Origin of the sequence: Acidiphilium sp. PA (genome assembly GCF_026191915.1) — a bacterium.
Classification (GTDB): domain Bacteria; phylum Pseudomonadota; class Alphaproteobacteria; order Acetobacterales; family Acetobacteraceae; genus Acidiphilium.
Genome location: NZ_JAIMBY010000025.1, coordinates 1 through 16,167, shown reverse-complemented (window position 1 = coordinate 16,167; position 16,167 = coordinate 1). Strand labels below are relative to the sequence as shown.

10 protein-coding genes are annotated in these 16,167 nt (G+C 62.5%); 6 read left to right on the top strand and 4 right to left on the bottom strand.

Features of this window, described 5'->3' with window-relative positions:
* Window positions 1-113 precede the first annotated feature (113 nt).
* From AruPA_RS18580 to AruPA_RS18570, 3 genes are all read left to right on the top strand, one after another.
* Window positions 114-5,393, top strand: coding sequence for a helicase-related protein (locus AruPA_RS18580; RefSeq protein WP_265638254.1), 5,280 nt, complete (start codon window positions 114-116; stop codon window positions 5,391-5,393).
* 80 nt (window positions 5,394-5,473) lie between these two features.
* Window positions 5,474-6,103: a hypothetical protein gene (locus AruPA_RS18575; protein ID WP_265638253.1), complete on the top strand. Its 630-nt coding sequence runs from the start codon at window positions 5,474-5,476 to the stop codon at window positions 6,101-6,103.
* 229 nt (window positions 6,104-6,332) lie between these two features.
* Window positions 6,333-8,183, top strand: a complete 1,851-nt coding sequence (locus AruPA_RS18570; protein WP_265638252.1) for a ParB N-terminal domain-containing protein — start codon at window positions 6,333-6,335, stop codon at window positions 8,181-8,183.
* A gap of 136 nt (window positions 8,184-8,319) precedes the next feature.
* On the opposite strand, the gene AruPA_RS18565 is transcribed toward AruPA_RS18570, so the two are convergent.
* From AruPA_RS18565 to AruPA_RS18555, 3 genes are all read right to left on the bottom strand, one after another.
* Window positions 8,320-10,086, bottom strand: a complete 1,767-nt coding sequence (locus AruPA_RS18565) for a PAS domain-containing methyl-accepting chemotaxis protein (RefSeq protein WP_265638251.1) — start codon at window positions 10,084-10,086, stop codon at window positions 8,320-8,322.
* Window positions 10,087-10,602: 516 nt separating this feature from the next.
* Window positions 10,603-11,481: a sulfite exporter TauE/SafE family protein gene (locus tag AruPA_RS18560; protein WP_265638250.1), complete on the bottom strand. Its 879-nt coding sequence runs from the start codon at window positions 11,479-11,481 to the stop codon at window positions 10,603-10,605.
* Between the two features lie 631 nt (window positions 11,482-12,112).
* Window positions 12,113-13,225, bottom strand: coding sequence for a Fic family protein (locus tag AruPA_RS18555; protein ID WP_265638249.1), 1,113 nt, complete (start codon window positions 13,223-13,225; stop codon window positions 12,113-12,115).
* A 410-nt stretch (window positions 13,226-13,635) separates the two neighbouring features.
* On the opposite strand from AruPA_RS18555, the gene ssb reads away from it, so the two are divergent.
* From ssb to AruPA_RS18540, 3 genes are read left to right on the top strand one after another with little or no spacing between them, the layout of a single operon-like run.
* On the top strand, window positions 13,636-14,124 hold the full coding sequence (gene ssb / locus AruPA_RS18550; protein ID WP_265638248.1) for a single-stranded DNA-binding protein: 489 nt from the start codon (window positions 13,636-13,638) through the stop codon (window positions 14,122-14,124).
* A 55-nt stretch (window positions 14,125-14,179) separates the two neighbouring features.
* Window positions 14,180-15,052 carry a hypothetical protein gene (locus tag AruPA_RS18545; RefSeq protein ID WP_265638247.1) on the top strand — a complete coding sequence of 291 codons (873 nt, stop codon included), beginning with the start codon at window positions 14,180-14,182 and terminating at the stop codon, window positions 15,050-15,052.
* Window positions 15,053-15,076: 24 nt separating this feature from the next.
* Window positions 15,077-15,313 (top strand): hypothetical protein, encoded by a 237-nt coding sequence (locus tag AruPA_RS18540; protein WP_265638246.1) that lies wholly within the window; start codon window positions 15,077-15,079, stop codon window positions 15,311-15,313.
* Here the strand turns inward: AruPA_RS18540 and AruPA_RS18535 are convergent, their stop codons facing one another.
* Complete coding sequence (locus tag AruPA_RS18535; protein WP_265638277.1) at window positions 15,314-15,844, bottom strand: ProQ/FINO family protein; 531 nt, start codon at window positions 15,842-15,844, stop codon at window positions 15,314-15,316.
* Window positions 15,845-16,167 lie beyond the last annotated feature (323 nt).

The window sequence follows — 16,167 nt, the reverse complement described above, 5'->3', positions numbered from 1 at the left end:
CGGCCCGGACATCGGCCCGATCGCCCGAACCTGACCTGTCCCATCAAGCCCACCGCAGAACGCCGTTCCCACCCGGAACGGCGTTCTGCGTTCGTTCCAGAGGATATCCTGCCATGCCGATCAATCCATTCGACCAGGGCGGCCAACTCGGTCTCGACCTGTTCGGTACAACCGCACTCACCCCAGCCGATCTCAACCCGGTCGGCCTGATCCGTATCCCGATGAAGGAGAACCCGGTGGACGACACCGACGAGGCCGACACGCCAGCAGGGCAGGGGGGTCGTTCGTCCCGGTCCGATGCCGCACGTCGCGGGAGGAACTTCCGGCTCGACGGTGCGCGCAACCTCGCGGCCGGATGGAAAGCCCGCGCGCAGGACAATCTCGCCGCGATCCGTCTGTTGCAGCTGATCGAAACCCAGAACCGTCCGGCGACACCCGACGAACAGGCGCAGCTGATCAAGTTCTGCGCCTTTAGCAGCACCGAGCTGGCCCAAGGTGTATTCCGCGCCGCAGGCTCGACCTTGCCTTTTACCGTAGGTGCGGATGCGGGTGAGGAGACGGCGGCGCAAGCGCGTGGGGACCAGGGTTTCCGCGCTGGCTGGGCCGAGATCGGCCGCGATCTGGAAACCCTGGTCAGCCCGCACGAACGGGCGGGATTGATGCGCGCCACCCAATACGCCCACTTCACCCCGGAATTCATCATCCGGGCGCTCTGGAGCGCTGTGGCACGGCTCGGCTACGCCGGCGGGCGTGTCCTCGAACCCGGGTGCGGTACTGGCCTGTTCCTCGCCCTCGCGCCCGAAGCCATTGCCGTGAACAGCCATTTCACCGGCATTGAGGCTGACCCTGTGACCGCCCGCATTACCCGCCTGTTGTTCCCCGAGAGCCAGATCAGGCGAGAGGATTTCACCAAGGCGAAACTGGTTGGAGATTTCGACCTCGCGATCGGCAACCCGCCCTTCTCCGACCGCACCCAGCGCCTAACGGAGATCATCCCTCCCACGGCAATGTCGCTGCATGATTATTTCATCGCACGGTCGATGTACCACCTCCGCCCCGGCGGCCTCGCCGCCTTCGTGGTCAGCCGCTGGACCATGGACAAGATCGACGATACCGCGCGCAAGATCATCGCCGACAAAGCCGATCTGCTCGGCGCGGTGCGCCTGCCAGCCGGGGCGATGCGCGCCGATGCCGGCACCGATGTCGTGGTCGACATGCTGGTCTTCCGCGCCCGCGCCGATGACGAGATCCCCGGTCCGGTAAACTGGACCGGCACCGCCGAAGCGCTGCCCGCCACGGACGAGACGCCGGCGGTCGCGATCAACCGCTATTTCCTCGACCATCCGGCTCAGGTGCTCGGCACCCATGACCGTACCACCAGCCCCTACGGCCTGGTCTACACCTGCAAGGGCGACACCGGCCCCGGCCTCGAAGCAGCAATCCATGAGGCGCTCGCCATCCTGCCATCAGGCGTTCACGCCCCGGACCCCGCCCGGTTCCGCAAGACCGATGAAGTCGCCGAGCCGGTCTACACCGGCCATGCCGCCGACGGCGCGACGATCCGCGAGGGCAGTTACCTCGTGATCCGCAACCGGCTGCATCAGGTGGTCGACGGCATCCCGACCGAGATCCCGGTCAAGCAGAAGAATTCCAAGCGCGACGGCATCCCGCTGCTCTCGGCCCAGATCATCGACGGGTTGATCCCGATCCGCGATGCGGTCCGGGAGGTGCTGCGCGCCCAGGAAGCCGATCTGCCCTGGCAGCAGGCTCAGCAGCAGCTCCGCCTGGTCTACGGTCGCTTCGTGCGGACCTATGGCGCGATCAACAGGACGCAGGTGGTCACGATCACCGATGAGGAGACCGGCAAGACCCGCGATATCGTCCGCCGACCCAATCTCGCCCCCTTCGCGGATGACCCCGATGTCTGGCTGGTCGCCTCGATCGAGGAATACGATCTCGACAGCGACAAGGGCCGCCACGGTGCGATCTTCGACCGAAGGGTGATCCACCCGCCCGCAGAGCCGATGATCGAGACCGCGGCTGACGCGCTGACGGTCTGCCTGCACGATCGGGGCAGCGTCGATCCCGACTATATCGCCGAATTGCTCGGCACCACCGCCGAGACAGTCATCTCTCTTCTGCCCAACGCGATCTTCCTCAACCCGGAGACCTGCCGCTGGGAAACCTCCGACGCCTATCTCTCCGGCCCGGTGCGCACCAAGCTCGCGATCGCCCGCGCGGCCGCCGTCGAGGACCCTCGGTTCGAGAGCAATGTCACCGCGCTCGAGGCGGCCCAGCCGGTCGATCTGAAACCGTCCGAGATCACTGCCCGCCTGGGGGCAACCTGGATACCGACCAATGTGATCGAGCGCTTCTGCACGGAGATCATCGGTGTCACTACGCGAGTGAACCACGTCCGCGAGGTCGGCAGCTGGACGCTGAACGTTTCCGCTTTTGCCGGCGTCGGCGCCTGCACCACCGAATGGGGCACCGCCCGGCGTCATGCCGGTGAATTGCTCGACGACGCGCTGAATTCGCAAATCCCGCAGATCTGGGACGTCTGGCGGGATGCGGGCGGATCAGAACGGCGCGAACTCAACGTGGTCGAGACCGAGGCCGCCAAGGAAAAGCTGAGCAGGATCAAGACCGCGTTCCAGTCCTGGGTCTGGACCGACGCCGAACGGGCCGAGACGCTTTGCCGGATCTACAACGATCTAATGAACAATCTGGTGCCGCGTTACTTCGACGGCTCGCATCTGACCCTGCCCGGCGCATCGAGCGTGATCAGCTTCTACCCCCACCAGAAGCGGGTGATCTGGCGGATCATCGCCGATGGCGCAACCTACATCGCCCACGCGGTCGGGGCCGGCAAAACCTTCTCGATAGCCGCGGCGGTGATGGAGCAGAAACGCCTCGGTATGATCACCAAAGCGATGATGGTGGTCCCCGGTCACTGCCTTGCCCAGGCCAGCCGCGAGTTCCTACAACTCTACCCGACCGCCCGCATTCTGGTCGCCGACGAGACGAACTTCGCGAAGGCGAAGCGCCAGCGCTTCCTCGCCCGCGCCGCGACGGGGGAATGGGATTGCATCATCATCACCCACTCCGCATTCAAGTTCATCGCCGTCCCGGCCAGCTTCGAGCGGTCGATGCTCGAGGACCAGATCGCGGCGATGGAGGAAATCCTGACCAGCGTGGACAGCGACGACCGGATCAGCCGCAAGCGGATCGAGCGGATCAAGGAGGGGTTCGAGGCACGGCTCGAAGCGCTGGGCAGCGACAAGGACGACCTGCTGACGATCGGCGAGATCGGCATCGATCAGATCATCGTCGATGAGGCGCAGGAATTCCGCAAGCTCAGCTTCGCCACCAATATGGCGACCCTGAAGGGCGTCGATCCGAACGGCTCGCAGCGGGCGTGGGACCTGTTCGTCAAGGCCCGGTTCGTCGACCAGAAGAACCCCGGCCGCGCCCTGCTGATGGCGAGCGGCACGCCGATCACCAACACCATGGGTGAACTCTACACGCTGCAGCGCTTCTTTGCCGAAGATATCCTGACCCGGATGGGTTTGCAGCATTTCGACGGCTGGGCGGCGAATTTCGGCGACGCACGCACCGATCTCGAACTCCAGCCGTCGGGCCAATACAAGCCGGTCACCAGGTTCTCGGAATTCGTCAACGTACCGGAGCTGATCGACATCTTCCGCAGCTTCGCCGACGTCGTCCAGAAGGCCGATCTGCGCGCGTATCTGAAACTCCCCCGGATTGCGACCGGCAAGCGCCAGCTGGTCGCCCTCGAACCCAGCACACATTTCCGGATGTACCAGCGCTTTCTCGACCAGCGGATCAAGGAGATCGAGGCGCGGAAAGGCAAGCCACAGAAGGGTGATGACATCCTCCTCTCGGTGATCACCGATGGCCGCCATGCGGCGATCGATCTGCGTCTGGTGACCCAGGGCGGCATGCCGGATCCCGACAGCAAACTGAACGCGCTGATCGACAAGGTGTTCGAGATATGGCGGGATACGGCGGCACGGCGATACCTCGATGCCAGCGGGGAACCCTACCCCAATCACGGCGCGGGTCAGATGATCTTCTCCGATCTCGGCACGATGAACGTCGAGAAGACCCGCGGCTTCTCGGCCTATCGCTGGATCAGGGATCAGCTGATCGAACGCGGCGTGCCCGCCGGGGAGATTGCCTTCATGCAGGATTACCGCAAGGCGGCGGACAAGCAGCGGGTGGTCTCCGACTTCAACGCCGGGCGGGTGCGGATCCTGATCGGATCGTCGCAGACCATGGGCACCGGCGTGAACGGCCAGAAGCGGCTGGTGGCGTTGCACCATCTCGACGTGCCGTGGCTCCCCTCGGACATCGAGCAGCGCGAAGGCCGGATCGAGCGGCAGGGCAACCAGAACGAGGAAATCGCGATCTATGCCTATGCGACGCAGACCAGCATGGATGCGACGATGTGGCAGAACAATGAGCGCAAGCAGCGGTTCATCGAAGCCTCGCTGTCGGGTGATCGCACGATCCGCCGGCTGGAGGACGCCGGTAGTCAGTCCAACCAGTTTGCCATGGCCAAGGCGATCGCCTCGGGGGATCAACGGCTGATGCAGAAAGCCGGGCTGGAAGCCGAGCTGGCCCGGCTCCGGCGCCTGAGTGACGCACATATCGACGGGCAGATCTCGATCCGTCGCACCCTGAACGAGGCACGCTGGTCGATCGAGACCGCCACCAAGCGGATCGCGGGATTTGAGAAGGACATCGCGCGGCGGATCGACACCACCGGCGATGCGTTTGCAATGACCATTGGCGAGACCCGGTTTACCGAGCGCAAGCATGCCGGATCGGCGCTGATCCGCACTATCATGGAAAGCGCGTGGGAGCAGAAGGAGGCGATCGCTGGCGAGATCGGCGGCTTCGAATTCAGCCTGCGGGTGATGCGCTCCAGGCAGGGCGGGATCGACGACGCGAAGGTGATCCTGCATCTGACCGACCAGCGCCTCACGATCGAAATGCCGGATGAGATGAACGCCCTCGGGGTGATCGCCCGCATCGAATCCGTGATCAACCGCCTCGAAATGCAGCGTGACCGAGCGCAGGAGGATCTGATCAATGCCGAGCACCGGATCAGCGAATACCAGTCCCGCCTCGGGGTGCCCTTCGAGCTGCAAGGCGAACTCGATGCCAAACTGGCGGAACTGGCCGCGATCGACAAGGCGTTGGCCGCCACGGAGAGCGAGGCCAACACCGGCGCTGGTCCGAACGCGAGCGGGGCAGGGGACCAACCCCCGGAATTCCCCGCCATGTTCGCGCGACGTTCCTCTCTCGAGGACGATCCGACCGATGATGTCGGTACGGCGTCGTCTGGTGCCGATCAGGACGAATAAAGGAGGGGGAACGCCCCCCCTTCCCAACCCTCCCATCCTTTTCCAACGACAAAGACACCGAGACCCGAAAGGAGATCGCCATGCTCCCCACCGCGCTCGCCCGCGCGATCCGTCTGCCCTTGCTGACCCCAGAGCAATTCACCCCCACGAAATGGGATGACGCGCCGACCAAAGCGAAATTCGGCAACCATCTGCTTCGGTTCATCGCGGAGGATTTCCCGGAGACCATGTTCACCCAGAAATTCTACCAACGCCTTTCGAACACTTTCGGCCATATCGCCTGCTACGACCGACATGGTTTCTGGAGCGAATTCTTCATAAGCCGCGCCACCAAGCTCGACTTCCTCGACCAGACGATCCGCCACCCCTGCTACGGTGACCCCGCCTGGACCTACAGCGACGTCGAGCAGGTCATCCGCGCCCGGTTGAAACAATCGGGCGTGATCGACTGCCACCGGCGATTGCTCATGCAGGAACGTGAAGCGCGTGAACGCGCCGAGTACGAGCGATTGGCCCGGAAATTCACCCCAGGACCGATTGACGGCAACATCTCCAATCCGGCGGACGCAAAAGCTACCGCGTGCGAGTGTTTCACAGCGGACATCATGCCTGACGGCCAGACATCTGCGCGGCCACACGTTGGATCGAGCGGCCGCACTCCAATCCCAGCATCGTTCGACACCCAGCCGGACCTGTTCGCCGGTCTGTAGCCTTTCTCCCCCCTGCGATCGCATGGCACCGTTCCCGGCACCGCTGCGCTCCATTGCCGCCTGCGCCACCCGGCCCCGCGTCGGCGCCGTACCGGCGCACCGCAGGGCAGGGCGGCTCGCCGGCAATGGTGCCGGTCCCGTCGCCATGCGCCGCGGAAGTTACTTCCAGAAGAAACTGGAAGGGAAACCAAACCACACAAAACCCAACCGAACCACAATGGAGCTACCGATGGACCTCAGACAGGTTGATCCCAAGACACTCGTGCCCAACCCAGCCAACCCCCGTCGCGTCAAACCGGACGAAGCCTATGAGGCCCAGCTCGCGGCCAACATCCGCGAGATCGGCCTGATCCAACCGCCCATCGCGCGCGAGATCGACGGCAGACTGGTGATCAAGGCCGGTGATCGTCGCACCCGCGCCTGCATCGCGGCCGGACTCGACACGATCCCGGTGCTGGTGCTCGACGGCGATGACGCCAATCACGACAGCATGCGCGCCTTCAGCGAGAACATCGTCCGCGCCGGCCTCGGCACGGTCGATATGTGGCGCGCCATCGAAGCCCTCTGCGGCGACGGCTGGACCGAGGACGGCATCGCCACCGCGCTTGCTCTGCCGCCGCGCGTGATCAAGCGCCTGAAACTCTGCGGTTCGATCCATCCCGCCATTCTCGATCAGATGGCCAAGGGGGATGAACCGAACGAGCGTGATCTGCGCACCATCGCCAGCGCCCCACGCGAGGATCAGGCGGAAGCCTGGAAGAAGCATAAACCGAAGAAGACCGAGCGGGTCATGTGGTGGGATTTGGCGCGAGCGCTGACCAAAACCCGGTTCTATGCCCGCGATGCCTCGTTCGATGCGAAGATCGCCAATGCCAATGGCATCATCTGGGAGGAGGATCTGTTCGGTCAGGACGGGGTGGATAACCGCTACACCACCCAGGCCGAGGCCTATCTCAACGCGCAGCACGAGTATCTGAGCAAGAAGCTGCCGAAGGGCCAGGTCATCCTGCCGGTGAACGAGTATGGCGAACCGAAGCTGCCCGCCAAGGCGGTGAAGGTCTATGGCGAGAAGGCGGGGAAGGGTGAGACCGCTGGCCGCTTCATCAATGAGCGCACCGGCAAGATCGAGACCGTGATCTACCGCGTGCCCGAACCCAAGCCGGTCGCGAAATCGAAGGTCAAGGCGAAGGGTAAGCCGACGACCGCTGCCGGCGCCGGGGCAGGGGGTGTAACCGACGAAGCCGGAGATACCGCTGATACCGGCAAGATCGAGACCGCGGCCGAATTCGTGCAAGCGAGTTCCCGCCCGCCAGTTACCAAGGAAGGCCTCAAGATGATCGGCGACTTCCAGACCGATGCCCTGCATGAGGCGCTGGATAAGGTCGAGATCGACGATCAGACCCTGATAGCCCTGCTCGTGCTCGCCTTTGCCGGCGACAATGTGCAGGTCCGCACCGGCGAGAAGATCGAACCCGGCCAAATCTACCGCCGGCGTAGCGCCATCGCCTATCCGCTGATCTCCGGCGGTATACTGACCTTCGATCCCGACACGATCCGGACTGGAGCACGGGCGATGCTCAAGCACGCGCTCTGCCTGCGCGACGGCTTCGGGATGCAGTCGGGGCCGGTCGCACGGATCGCCGGCGCGACCATCGATGCCCGCCAGTTCCTGCCGAACATGGCCACGCAGGAGTTCCTCTCCTGCCTGTCCAAGCCCGAGATCGAGCGGATCGGCAGCGCGAGCGGCGTGCTACCCCGCCAGACCGGGAAGGCAACCCGCGCAGCCGTGGTTGATCGGTTCAAGACGGAGCGGTTCGTCTACCCCGGCGCGGCGTTCGCGCTGACGGCGGACGAGGCCGCGAAGCTCGCCGAAAGCCACGCCCGGCACAACGGCGATCCGAGTTCCGGGGACGATGACCCGGACGGCGCGGAGACGGAGCAAGGCGCTGACGATGCCTCGCCCGATGATGCTGATCCGGCCGAAGGCGCCGACGCTGCCGATCCGGAGGAGGATCTGTCCGAGCCAAATGCATCCCCGCCCGGAATGCCTGGCGAATTCGAGCAGATCGCAGCGGAATAATCCGCACCCACCCTCAAGCGATCGTGCCAGGCTGCAATGCCTGGCACGAGGAGGCACCGATGCTGGTCGCCGAAGAACAACGCCCGGCAATGCTCGCCAACGATATGATTTATATCATACAAGATCGCTCCGGCTTTTAACGGCGCGGCACGCTGAGCTTGACAATAGGAGCGTGGGACCGAGTACGCTGTTTTTGTTCGGGCAACCTATGTAACGCTTTTGCGGCCACAAGTTTGACTGAGGGGCCGGCTTCGGACCGGCTAAGCTGGAACTGCCCGACGAGCGTTCCAAGCTCAGCGGCCTCCCCGGCAAGTGAATGGCTGGCTGCCGTAGCTTCTTCCACCATTGCTGCGTTTTGCTGCGTCAACTGGTCCATCTGATTGACCGCGGTGTTTACCTCGCCCAGCCCGATCGCCTGCTCCTGCGCGGACGCTGCGATCTCTCTTACCAGCCGGTTAATCTGTTCTACCTGCTCGAGCGTCCGCCCAAGTGCCGCGCCGGTTTCTCCAACTAGCCTCACGCCCGTTGTAACTTGGGCGCTTGAGGCGGAAATGAGAGCTTTAATCTCCTTAGCTGCATTGGCGGAGCGTTGCGCCAGTGCGCGGACCTCTGTCGCTACCACTGCGAAGCCGCGCCCTGCATCTCCTGCTCGCGCTGCTTCTACGCCTGCATTAAGCGCAAGTAGATTTGTCTGAAATGCAATCTCGTCGATTACGCCGATAATGTTGTCTATCTGCTTGGATGAACTCTCGATCCCGCTCATCGCAGCCACGGTCTCATTCACGACGTTGCTGGAATGCGAAGCATCAGTCTTTGCCAACTCCACAACTTCGTGGGCTTGTTTTGCGCCCTCAGCTGTCTTTCGAACGGACGCCGTGATTTCATCTAGCGCCGCGGCGGTCTCCTCCAAGCTCGCTGCCTGCTGCTCGGTCCGCCGTGAGAGATCATCCGATGCCTGGGCAATCTCTCCAGCTCCCGAAGTCACCCCGTCGGCATTCTCGGCAATAGATCTGATCGTCTCCTCGAGCGCCTCGACCGACGCGTTAAAATCCGCCTTCAGTGACGCATATTGTTCAATAAACGGCTTAATGATTCGGTAATCGATCCGTTTTTCTGCTAGTGCCTTTAATCCGATACCCAGCTCAACTAGCGCGGCCTTATGGTCGGTCATATTGGTCGCAATCTTAACGATTTTGATGACTTTCTGGTTCAAATCGAAAATTGGGTTATAGGTTGCCATCAAATAAACTTCGCGGCCACTTTTACCGAACCGTTTGAATTCATCGGCCGCTACCTCACCTGAATTTAGCTTTCTCCAAAACTCTGTATAAGCCTGAGACTTCGCGTATTCTGGATCAACGAACATGCGGTGATGTTTGCCTTTGATCTCGTCTAGACCATAGCCCATGGCTGTCAGAAAATTTTCGTTTGCAGTCAGAATTTCCCCTTCCGGGGTGAATTCAATGACGGCGCCCGCGCGCGATACCGCAGTCACGAGCCCCTGCGTTTCCATTGACCTCAACTTCTCGGCGGTAATGACGGTCGCCTGCTTGAGAACACTTACCACCCTCCCCGCTGTGGTCTTGACCGGGTTGTAGGAGGCCTGAATCCAAACTTCCCGCCCACCCTTTCCAATCCGCTTATACTCAGCCGAATCATACTCACCACGGCTCAGCTTCGTCCAAAACTCCCGATAGGTGTTGGTCTCTGCGTAAGCGGGATCGACAAACATGCGGTGATGCTTACCCCTTATCTCCTCCAGACCATATCCCAACGCCTGACAGAAATTCTCGTTTGCCCATATAATCGTCCCGTCGGGGTTGAACTCGATCAACGCCAGGGAGCGGCTCAATGCCGCCATCTTTGCCAAAGCATCTGAACCAGCACGGAACCATTGAAACATCGCCCAATCTCCCCCATATATTCTCGATGACGACTATAAAGTCGCGGACGTTAAAATCGGCCTAATAAAACTCGGGGTCTTATTCATTTTGCTGCCATGGATAGGCTGTGCGTCATAGCCACCTTTTGGCCAGCCCATGATTGGAACTGACGAGCAACCACGATGTTTTGGTGAGGTCCATTATGCGCATGTTGCCGCGTAATTGGTCAGCCGGAGCTGTCCGCGATTATAAAATATTCTGAAAAAATCGACAAAAATTAAAACCAGTTTCCATAAGATAAATTCTGCGATCTATAATTGTAGAAGCTATTTGCTTTTAGTCGCAGCCACAAATCCATGCTGGATGATCCGGCGAATATTCAGCCCTGATTGCGGTATCGGACCCGGGGTTGCTTTGGAATAACGACTGAGACTTGTTCGGCGTTGCGGAAAGCCCTTGGAAACGTCGCCTGCAATCGCACATGGCCGGCCTCGATCGGGCTGCGGGTTGCGGAAACGCTGATGCGAATACCGATCTCACGTGATCAAACCGACGCCCGAAGCGATCAACAGCAGGTTGGTGGCGCGGCCAAACTGGGTGTTGGTCATTCTTTTGGCGAGAGCGAAACCCCACGCGGTGCCGAGCAAGCCCAGCGGGACGCACAGCCACGTTACAGGCGGGATGCCAGAATTGGCGGTACCTGCATGGTGCATCAGGGCTATGCTGATGAGGCCGATGATCTGTACCGCCAGGATGTAAGGTTGCACGATCGCCCGTTGAGCGATTTTGTCCCAGCCCTTGGTGGCGCACCAGATGGCGACCGGGGCACCAGGTGTCGCTGCGAAGCCGCCCATCACGCCGCCGATCAGGCCGACCAGGATGTCGGCCGGGGTCGAGCGTTTGGTTAGGTGCAACGGCGGGCGGACCAGCATGTAGAGGCCGTAGCCTGTGAGCAGGAGTCCGAGGGCGAGATCGTAATGGTCGCCGGCCGCGCGCAGCAGCAGCCAGACGCCCGCGGGCACGCCGATCACGCCGCCGCAAAGGTAGGGGGTGAGCGGTCTCAGTCTGATCGCTTTGCGCAGCAGCAGGAGGCACAGCGCTTGGTTAGCGAGGCTACAGACGAGCATGATCTGGACAACGTCGACAGCATCGTGGCGAAATTGGAAGACGAGGGCGCCGCAAAGCGCGGAGAAGGCGAAACCGGCGATGCCCGACAGCAATGCGGCGATGCCAACCGCCGCGATGGTGCCAAGGCACACCAGCGACTCACCGTGCCCGGCCAGAACCAGGAAATACAGGCCGGTGGCGCCGATCGAAAGCATAGCGGCCGTGCCGGCGTTCAGCCAGTGCTTCTGGGTTGCCACCGGAGCCCACCCTGGGGTAGCGGTGATGATCTGCTGCATGGGCGCGTTCATTGTGGAGGGTTCTTTCCGATTTGTGGCCGCTGGCGGATTGTTCGACGACAATCGACTGGAACGGTCCTGAGCCTCTGTTTCAAAAGATAGCTTTGTCGATGTGCCGGCGGCGACGCGGGCTCAGATAATCGGCGTGATCGCGTGGGCGAAATCGGCGGCGAGCAGGATTGCGGCGACGAAGGGGGCGGCGGTGGCGATGCGCGCGAAGATGGCGGTGATGGTGTTCATGGCGGGTCTCCTTGGGTCAGGTGTTTGGCGATGACCGGAGATAACGCGGGATCAGGGCCGTGGGCTGTGACGGATGTCACGGGCCGCGCGCGGTGATCGCCACAGGAGGCAGATGCTGGCGGATTATGCCAGTCGGCGCGGTCTCTGAATGACTGGGGGGATTCTCAGCCTATCGGCTTTGTGAGTCTCTAATCTGCGCTTGTTTCGGCACGGGATGTCATCATGGATCAGCCTATCGAGATCATGAACCTGAAGCATTCTGCACCGGCTTTTTGCGCTGGTGATAATATCGGAAGGCAATCCCCGGGCTGATGCGCCCGAGAAGAACGGCATGGACCGATAGAAATGCCACTGTCCTCCCAGACCAGGGTCCGGAGGATACCGACTGCTGCCGGCTGAGCCGTCAACGTTGAACAGGCACCAGCGAGTAGCTTGTGCTGCGTCCGCCTGCCACGTCCTTTGTGAGAATCCCGTGCGCGATCAGATCGTCGATATCGCGTGACGCGGTGTCCTGGGAACATTTCGCGAGCTTCGCGTATTTCGACGAGGTCAGCTTCCCCTCGAAGCCACCCAGCAATCGGTTGAGCACAAAGCGCTGGCGATCCTGCAAAGCCACGCCAGCATGCATCTCCCAGAAACGCGCCCTCATCAGAACGGACGCCAGAATGATTTCTGCGCCGTCGAACGCGCGATCGAGGCATCCGAGGAACCACTCGATCCAGGTGGTGATGTCCAGGTCGCCCTTCTGCGTGGCTTCCAGAATGTCATAGTAGGCTTTGCGCTCGATCCGAATTTGGGCCGACATGCTGTAGAATCGCTGAGGGCTTTGCTCGGACCGAGCCAGTGCCATGTCTGCGATGGCCCGCGCGATGCGCCCGTTCCCGTCGTCGAACGGATGGATTGTCACGAACCACAAATGGGCGAGGGCGGCGCGCAAGACCGGATCCAGGGAGTTCTCGTCATTGAACCAGGCGAGGAAAGCACGCATCTCGCGATCGACCAACGGCGCGGCTGGGGCTTCATAGTGAACGCGCTCCCGGCCCAGCGGACCGGAGACGACCTGCATGGGACCTGACCTGCCATCGCGCCATGCGCCGACCCGGATCTTCGTCATGCCGCTGCGCCCCGTGGGAAACAGCGCGGCATGCCAGTCGAACAGGCGCGCCTTCGTGAGCGGCGCCACATAATTCTGAGTCGCATCGAGCATCATCTCGACCACGCCCTCGATGTTTCGATCGACAGGCGCCAGGGCGCCGATGTCCATGCCCAACCGGCGGGCAATCGACGATCGGACCTGTTCGCGATTGAGCACTTCGCCTTCAATCTCATTCGATGTCAGGATTTCCTCGGTAAGCGACTGAAGGACGGCTTCGGCGCGCAACGGGAAGCCAAGCCCTTCCATGCGCCCGATCAGCCGGCCCTGGTGATGACGCACCGCGGCTAACTTGGTCGCCAGTATTTCATGGCTCCAGTGGAATTTTGGCCAGTCGGCCAGAGTGTGGATGTAGGTCGCCATTCGCCGCACCTTTCGCGGAGAATATGGCACATAATCTCCGCATTCGGCAATCATGATCTCCGCATATATTGCGGAGCATGGAGGCGCTATCCTCTCTTCCGAAAACACAATCGAACAAAAGCAACAATCGAAAATATAAACCGCAAATTGAAACCAACGAACTGCGCCTGCGGCGCTTCGGGGTCAACCGCCCTTGCCAGGAGCGCCCTCGTGTCTGTGCGGTCTGAACCGGGACCGGTCAGCCGGTCAAGGCCGCTTCGCAAGCTCGCGCCGCAATCGGTTCGGGCGCGATAGAGCGCCCTCTGCCCTGACCGTCCGCCCGGCCCGGTTCTCCTGGACCGCACACGAGGGACGTCGCTGGCAAGGGCCAGCCGCCTCCTGAGGGATGAAATGAAAACAGGAGACTGAATATGGCTGGATCAATGAATCGCGTCACCCTGATCGGAAACCTCGGTCAGACCCCCGAAATCCGCAGCACCCAGTCGGGCGGGAAAGTCGCCTCGATGTCGCTGGCGACGAGCGAAAGCTGGACCGACAAGCACAGTGGCGAACGGCAGGAACGCACCGAATGGCACCGGATCGTGGTGTGGAACGAAGGCCTGATCGGGGTGATCGAGAAATACTGCGCGAAGGGTGACAAGGTGCTGGTGGAAGGCACGCTGCGAACCCGGAAATGGGTCGATCAGAACGAGAACGAACGCTACACGACCGAAATCGTCCTGAGCGGCTTCGACAGTCAGCTGATCCTGCTCGGCTCGCCGAACCGCGCTGGCCAACAGGGCAGCGAGCGCGCCGCAACCCCCCGTCAGCGCGAGACAGCCGGGGCCACGGGTGGCTTCACACCGGGTGCAGGCGCTGATCTCGACGACGAAATCCCCTTCGCCCCCTGCGTCGACTGAAATTCAGACCAGACGCCCCGGTCGCACCGGGGCGTCTTTTCATTGGAGAACTGTCATGGTCATCGACCTGCGGACCATCGCCCAACGATGGTCACACCGCAGCACAACCTGGCGACCGCAGCGCGAGCCGTTCGACCCGCGCTGCTACGAGGTAGCCCCCCTGCCCCACACAAGGGTCGCCAAGGATTTCGTCCTGGCTCACCACTACTCTGGCACCTTCCCCGTCGCCCTGGCCTGCTACGGGCTTTTCGAACGTACCGGCTGGCAGCAACGATTGCTGGTCGGCGTCGTGGTCTTCTCCGTTCCAGTCCAGGCCAAAGCCGGGGCAGCCTACGGTGCCGGAACGACCCCCTTCTGCGACCTCGGCCGCTTCCTCCTCGCCGACCGCGTCGGCGGCAATGCCGAAACATGGACGCTGCGCCGCGCGCTGAAACTGCTCGCGGCCGACCATCAGGACGAGCACCGCCGGCCGAAATTCCCCCTCGTTCTGGCATATTCCGATCCGGTGCCACGCACGGATGCGCGCGGCGCCATGCGGTTCAACGGCCATTTCGGGGGGATCTACCGGGAAAAATCCGCCCTCTACCTCGGCCGCGCCACCAGACGCCGGATCTGGCTCGCGCCTGACGGCACGAGCCTCTCCGATCGCGCCCTGTCCAAACTGCGCACCGGCGGCAACGGTGCCGCCTACACCTACGAGCAGTTGCGCCGACACGGTGCGCCGAACCGAGCCATCGGAGAAGCCGACACTGCCTATGTGAGCCGCGCCCTGCGCGAGGGGCCGTTCCGGGCCGTGCAACATTCCGGCAATCACGTCTACGCCTTCACCCTCGGCTCACATGCCAGCCGCAAATCGCTCGCCGCCACGCTACGCACCGGCGGTCCCTACCCCACCCACACCGACCCGATGAACACCATCGGCCCATGAACCGACACATGAAAGGAGAGGAACATGGCCGTGCTCAAACCCCGCGACGAATTCGACTGCGAGGGCTTCAGATGCGTCATCACCCGTACGAAAGGGAAACGCCCGTCAGGTATCGATCTCGATCGCCTTGGCTTCGTGTACGACGAACGCGGGCGCTACTGGTCGCGCATCGTTGTCGATACCCCGAACCTTCAGGTCGAGGAACGCCAGCACCGGGACCATCTGGAGCGGATCGAACACCACTACCACGACCCGGTATGATCAGGCCGCGGCCCGATCGTCCGAGCCGCCCGCCCCATTCACCCCGCCGGCCTGGCTTACCTCGCCAGCATCGCCAGCCTCGGCACCACGCACTTCGGTTGCGTCAGCCGCTTCTGCTGAACCCTCGCCAGCGTCAATCGCCTGGTCACTCTCTGCGGATCGACACGCGTTGTCGGCATCGATCCGCGCGCGCCGGCGCGCCCGACGCGCGGCAAGCACCGCCCCGGCTGCCTTCCGCTCCGCCTCACTGACCTCACCGGCAATCTCACCCTCGAGGTCATAGCGCGGACCACCCCGCGCCAGTGCGGCAAGATAGCTCGATGTCCTCGTGACCCGCACCAGCACAAGGTCCGCCTGCTCTTCGGTCAGCCCAACCTCGGCTCGCATTGTCTTGAGCCGATCGCCCGTCCCGATCGCCAGCGGCTTGGCTGGACGCGCGACGAGCACGGGATACCGGGCCGCAACGATGTCGAGCAACTCGCTCGCCTCATTCCATTTATCCCGATCGAGCGTCTGCCACTGCCACGCCATCGTCACCTCACCTCATCAAACAGGTCCGGTCCTACGCGTCGGAACCCGCAATCTCCCGATTTCTGCACACCACACGATCAGCCGCAAGAGCGCGTCCTCCCGTGGCCCTCACCGGTCTTCAGGCGATCACCCCCACAACGCCCATCGATTTCGACAACCACCAATCTCCGATGACCCGGTCCCACGGATCGCGCCGACGCGCGCCTGAAGGAGTGGAGAGCGCCGCCCTCCCCTCCATGAAGCGCAGCCTACAGCGGGGCAGCGTCGCTCACCGCGCCGGGGCAAAGCCCCGCGCGCTCGCAACCCGGCTCCGCCCGCCTGCG

What these genes read in the sequence shown, in the direction of transcription:
- AruPA_RS18580 (WP_265638254.1), top strand. Translation starts at nt 114, where the DNA reads ATGCCGATCAATCCATTCGACCAGGGCGGCCAACTCGGTCTCGACCTG.
- AruPA_RS18575 (WP_265638253.1), top strand. Translation starts at nt 5,474, where the DNA reads ATGCTCCCCACCGCGCTCGCCCGCGCGATCCGTCTGCCCTTGCTGACC.
- AruPA_RS18570 (WP_265638252.1), top strand. Translation starts at nt 6,333, where the DNA reads ATGGACCTCAGACAGGTTGATCCCAAGACACTCGTGCCCAACCCAGCC.
- AruPA_RS18565 (WP_265638251.1), bottom strand. Translation starts at nt 10,086, where the DNA reads ATGTTTCAATGGTTCCGTGCTGGTTCAGATGCTTTGGCAAAGATGGCG.
- AruPA_RS18560 (WP_265638250.1), bottom strand. Translation starts at nt 11,481, where the DNA reads ATGAACGCGCCCATGCAGCAGATCATCACCGCTACCCCAGGGTGGGCT.
- AruPA_RS18555 (WP_265638249.1), bottom strand. Translation starts at nt 13,225, where the DNA reads ATGGCGACCTACATCCACACTCTGGCCGACTGGCCAAAATTCCACTGG.
- ssb (WP_265638248.1), top strand. Translation starts at nt 13,636, where the DNA reads ATGGCTGGATCAATGAATCGCGTCACCCTGATCGGAAACCTCGGTCAG.
- AruPA_RS18545 (WP_265638247.1), top strand. Translation starts at nt 14,180, where the DNA reads ATGGTCATCGACCTGCGGACCATCGCCCAACGATGGTCACACCGCAGC.
- AruPA_RS18540 (WP_265638246.1), top strand. Translation starts at nt 15,077, where the DNA reads ATGGCCGTGCTCAAACCCCGCGACGAATTCGACTGCGAGGGCTTCAGA.
- AruPA_RS18535 (WP_265638277.1), bottom strand. Translation starts at nt 15,844, where the DNA reads ATGGCGTGGCAGTGGCAGACGCTCGATCGGGATAAATGGAATGAGGCG.